At 69.0% G+C, this 4,918-nt stretch carries 5 protein-coding genes; all 5 read left to right on the top strand.

The window, feature by feature from the left end:
* Positions 1–556 precede the first annotated feature (556 nt).
* Positions 557–1,279, top strand: coding sequence for a rhomboid family intramembrane serine protease (locus VIB55_RS00755; RefSeq protein ID WP_331874747.1), 723 nt, complete (start codon positions 557–559; stop codon positions 1,277–1,279).
* A gap of 77 nt (positions 1,280–1,356) precedes the next feature.
* The gene (locus VIB55_RS00750) at positions 1,357–1,716 is read left to right on the top strand and encodes a hypothetical protein (RefSeq protein WP_331874746.1); all 360 of its coding nucleotides are present in this window, start codon (positions 1,357–1,359) and stop codon (positions 1,714–1,716) included.
* Positions 1,717–1,728: 12 nt separating this feature from the next.
* On the top strand, positions 1,729–3,012 hold the full coding sequence (locus VIB55_RS00745; RefSeq protein WP_331874748.1) for a NupC/NupG family nucleoside CNT transporter: 1,284 nt from the start codon (positions 1,729–1,731) through the stop codon (positions 3,010–3,012).
* 129 nt (positions 3,013–3,141) lie between these two features.
* A complete protein-coding gene (locus tag VIB55_RS00740) occupies positions 3,142–4,203 on the top strand; it encodes a hypothetical protein (protein WP_331874745.1) in 1,062 nt (353 codons plus the stop codon).
* Between the two features lie 169 nt (positions 4,204–4,372).
* A partial coding sequence (locus tag VIB55_RS00735; protein WP_331874744.1) for an adenosine deaminase family protein occupies positions 4,373–4,918 on the top strand: 546 nt, incomplete at its 3' end.

Raw genomic sequence — 4,918 nt, 5'->3', positions numbered from 1 at the left:
CGTGGGAGAGGGGGTACACTTCGGGGTTTTGGTGCGTCAGGGGCCAGTCCGGTGCTCGGGCCGCCGCCCCCCATCCCCAGCCCTTCCCCCGCAAACAGCCGCGGGGGAAGGGAGCCAATTTGGTGCTCGCGAGCTCGGAGCAGAGGCCTTGGCCCTGGTGGGGCGACTGAAGTCGCGGCAACGACGGCCCAAAGTCCGCCTTCGCGGACTGCACGCGCGGTCGGGTGCGGCAGGCCGGCCGAAGCGCGGTTCAGGTCTCCCCCTCCCCTGCGCAGCGGGGGACGGGGGCCGGGGGGAGGGGGCCCCCAAGGACATGCGCCGAGCCACGTCGAACCGCACCGGACTGGCTCCTCTCCCCCGTGCAGTTTACGGGGGAGAGGCTGGGAGAGGGGGGCGGCCGCGGACGCGCCGAGTTCAGCCTCATCGCGGTGAAGTTCATCCCGCGGTACCAGGTGAGGCGCTCAACCCCGCTGGGGTGCCCTTGCGGAAACACCCGCCCGCGGCGCAATTCATCCCCCGGCCCAAACCATCATCCACACCCCGGCGAGCCTGGCCCTTGATCCCCCTGAACGACGAGAACCCCACCGAGCTGCGGCCGTGGATGACCGTGCTGCTGATCATCGCCAACTTCGCCGTATGGATGCTCATCCAGGGCGCGGGCGCGATGCAGGCGCTGGAGGCCTCGGTAGTGGAGTACGGCGCGCAGCCGTGCGAAATCACCGGGGCGTGCCAGATCACCGGCCTGGGCACGTCGGCCCTGCTGACGTCGATGTTCATGCACGGCGGGTGGGGGCACATCCTGGGCAACATGCTGTTCCTGTGGGTGTTCGGGAACAACATCGAAGACTCCATGGGCCACCTGCGGTTCCTGGCCTTCTACCTGATCTGCGGCGCCGCCGCGGCGCTCGCCCACGTGTACTTTTCGCCGGTCAGCCAAGTCCCCATGGTGGGCGCCAGCGGGGCCATCAGCGGCATCATGGGCGCGTACATCCTGCTGTATCCCGGCGCCCGGGTGCGCACGTACTTTCCCCCGTTCTTCTTCTTCCGCATCCGCGCCTTCTTCTTTCTCCTGCTGTGGTTCGTGCTGCAGCTGTTCGAAGGGATGGCCTCGCTGGGCATGCCGGCGACGGAGGAGGGCGGCGTTGCGGTGTGGGCGCACATCGGCGGCTTCGTGGCGGGACTGCTGCTGATCAAGCCCTTCGACCGCCCGCGGCTGGTGACGGCCAAGCGCGAGGGCGTGCAGCTTTCGCGCGACGAGGTGGCGCCACTGCGGTGGTGAAGGTAGAATGACGGTCTTCCGCACACGCTGTCGGGTTTTCCCATCCATTCCCCGCTCACGCCGGGCTCCCTGAACGCATGGCTTCCACGCGCAAGAAGCACCTGAAGTGGCTGCTGCCCCTGTGGCTGGCCGCCGCGCTCCTCCTTTCGGCGGGGCTGTATGCCCGCGCCCAGCAGCCGGGAGACAGCACGGGCCCCGTGCAGGCACAGCCCGCGGCCGGGGCCCAGGACCGCCCGGCGAACCCCGCCTCGCCCCAGGCGCAGGCGCCCGCGGTAAACCCGGGAGACCCCTCGGCCCCCATCGCCTCGCCCGAGGCGGCGAAACAGGCGCAGACGCCCCAGAGCGGCATCGTGGCCGATTCGGCGCCCGCGGCGCGCAACGCGGGGGAGATGGCGCGGCAGGCCCGTGCCGACGCGCACGGCACGCCCATCCAGTAGGCCACCAGCGCCCTGGGCATCCTTGCCTTCATCGCGCTCGCCTGGGCGATGAGCGTGCACAAGCGGCGGATAGACTGGCGGCTGGTGGCGTGGGGACTGGCGCTTCAGTTCATCTTCGCTCTCCTGATCCTCAAGACGCCCTGGGGCGCGGCGTTCTTCGACGCGGCGAACGACACGTTCAACGCGCTGATGGGCTATACCGTGGAGGGGGCCAGGTTCCTGTTCGGCAACCTGGTGTTCAACAACATCCCGACCGGCGCGGGTGGCACGGGCTTCCCGCCGATGGAGCCCATCGGCGCCACGACGGGATGGGCGGCCTCCGGAGCGTTCTTCGCCTTCAACGTGCTGCCGACCATCATCTTCTTCTCGTCGCTGATGACGCTGCTCTACCACCTGGGCATCATGCAGGGGGTGGTGAAGGCGTTCGCGTGGGTGATGATGAGGACCATGAAGATCAGCGGCGCCGAAAGCCTGAGCACCGCCGGGAACATCTTCCTGGGACAGACCGAGGCGCCGCTGCTGGTGAAGCCGTTCATCGGCACCATGACCAAGAGCGAGATGCACTGCGTGATGGTGGGCGGCTTCGGCACGGTGGCGGGCGGCGTGCTGGCGGCCTACGTGGGATTCCTGGTGGCGTACTTTCCCGACATCGCCGGACACCTGATCAGCGCCTCGGTGATGGCGGCCCCGGCCTGCATTCTCGTCTCCAAGATCATGTATCCCGAGACGGAAGAGCCGGTGACGGCCGGGAGCGTGAAGATCAAGCTGGAGAAGGTGGATGCCAACGTGATCGACGCCGCGGCGCGAGGCGCCAGCGAAGGGCTGAGCCTGGCCCTGAACGTGGGCGCCATGCTCATCGCGTTCATCGCGCTTGTCGCCCTGCTGAACGGAATGCTCAGCGGGACGGCGGGGCTCTTCGGGCTGGACCTGACCATCCAGAAGCTGCTGGGATGGATCTTCGCCCCGTTCGCCTGGCTGATGGGCGTGCCCAACCCGGACGTGCTGGCGGTGGGCACGCTCCTGGGCGAAAAGACGGCTCTGAACGAGTTCGTGGCGTACGCGCACCTGGGCGGCATGCTGCAGGAGGGCGCCGGGCTGCAGCCGCGCTCGGTGGTGCTGGCCACCTACGCGCTCTGCGGCTTCGCCAACTTCAGCTCCATCGCCATCCAGATCGGCGGCATCGGCGGCATGGCGCCGGAGCGCCGCGGCGACCTGAGCCGGCTCGGTCTGCGGGCGATGATCGCGGGCACACTGGCCAACTTCATGACCGCGTGCGTGGTCGGCATCCTGACCTGAACGGCAGGCTGGACGTATCACCAAAAACGTCATATTGTACGCGGGGGTGGGGCGGACGGCCCTGCCCTCGCCGTGTTTCCGCGACCGATCTCCTTCCGGTGCGACGCTCCCTTCATTTACGATCGAATCATGCGCATTTCCCTCATGCCACTACCCGTGGCTCTTGCCCTGCTCGCTGCCGCCCCGCCTTCCGCGGCGGCGCAGGCCGTCCCGGACTCGCTCTTTCGCCTGCTGGATTACGAAGTGCGGGAGAGCGGCCCGCTCCGCTTCGCCGGGCGGGAGCTCGCCACCGTGCGCCTGCGGGACCATGGGGCCACAGCGGACGGCGGCGCGGTCCTGGAGTTATTTCCCGAGTGGCACCCGCCGACGGAGCCCATGGAGGCGCAGGCGGGGGCGTGGATCGCGGAGATGAAGGGAGTGCGCGACGTGGCGCATCGTTCAGGCACGGGGCTGGTGCTTGACGACCTGCCCGCGTACGAGATCGTGGCCGACGCGCGGAACGCGGCCGGCACGCCGCTCGTGCTGTACCAGGTGACCATCGCCGATATGGGCCGCGTCGTGGTGCTGCAGGGACGAATGGCGGCGGAGGCCGAAGGTCGGCTGCTTCCGCATTTTCGCGAAGTTGCCCGGAGCTTTCGCCGTACGGCCGTGCTGCGGCAGCGACTGGGCTCGGTGGCATATGAAGTCACGGGCGGTTACCAGCCCGTGCCAGCGCTCAGCGACGCGCGCATGGCGGTGTACCATGACCCGCGGACGCACAGTAGCCTGTTCGCAGCCCTGCTGGATAGCGACGCAGAGCGCGACAGCGTGGCGGGCGAAGCGGCGCGCCGCCTGTTCGACGCCGACCGGCCCGGGGATCCTCAACCCGCCTCGTGGCAGCGGCTGAAGGCACAGCGTCTCTCGCCCGCGGAGGTGTACCAGGAGCGGCGGCTGGGGCGCAGCGGCCCCGGGATCATCGTCCTCATCCGCCACCTGCGGAAAGACGGGCAGAATTGGCTGACGGGGTACGCCTTCGTTTCGAGCGTTCCCCACAGCGACAGCTACCCCGCCAGCGACGCGTCGGCTTGGCTCATCCGTTCCGCGGGGTACGAGGTGCCCGACGAGGCATTCGCGCCGCTGACCTTCGGCGCCCTCCTGCCGCCCGAGGACTCCCCGCGCGCCCGGGCCGATTTCCGCGAGCAGGGTCACTGAGGCCGGAGTGGCGCGGCAGGTGGCGCGCGGCGGACGGGCGAAGTACAATACCCCACCGGAGCGACGAACGAGGCGGCCTCTGCGGCAGGCGGGTGCACCGGTGTGCACCCGCCTGCGCGTTCATCCCGGAACCACGGCCGCCACGCAAATCAGCAATAGGACCGAAACCATGGCCATCGAAGTAACGCGGGAACTGCTGCACCGGCTGCCCAAGGCCGAGCTGCACGTGCACCTGGACGGATCGCTCCGGCCGGAGACCATGCTGGAGCTTGCCGCCGAGTACGGCGCCACGATGCCGGTCAGCGATCCCGAGGCGCTGCGCGATTACATGCACGTGAAGGACGCTCGCAACCTGGTGGAGTACCTGGACCGCTTTGCCATCACCCTGTCGGTGATGCAGACGGAGTACGCGCTGGAGCGCATTTCCTACGAGTTGGCCGAGGACCTGGCCGCCGAGAACGTGCGCTACGCCGAGATCCGCTACTCGCCCATCCTCAACAGCCAGGGCGGGCTGCCGCTGACCGCCATCGTCGACGCGCCGCTGCGCGGGCTGGCGCGGGCCAAGGCGGACTTCGGTATCGAGACCGCCATCATCATCTGCGGCATCCGCAACATGGAACCCGCCACGTCGCGCGACCTGGCGGACCTGACGGTGGCGTACAAGGACCGCGGCGTGGTGGCGTTCGACCTGGCGGGGGCCGAGTACAACTACCCG

The organism is Longimicrobium sp., from assembly GCF_036554565.1.
In the GTDB taxonomy this organism is placed as follows: domain Bacteria; phylum Gemmatimonadota; class Gemmatimonadetes; order Longimicrobiales; family Longimicrobiaceae; genus Longimicrobium.
Note: the sequence above shows the minus strand (reverse complement) of the source record. Positions and strands in the feature narration are given on the sequence as shown.

Excerpts from the sequence above, each read along its gene's own strand:
- VIB55_RS00750 (WP_331874746.1), top strand. The coding sequence starts at position 1,357 with ATGGCTTCCACGCGCAAGAAGCACCTGAAGTGGCTGCTGCCCCTGTGG.
- VIB55_RS00740 (WP_331874745.1), top strand. The coding sequence starts at position 3,142 with ATGCGCATTTCCCTCATGCCACTACCCGTGGCTCTTGCCCTGCTCGCT.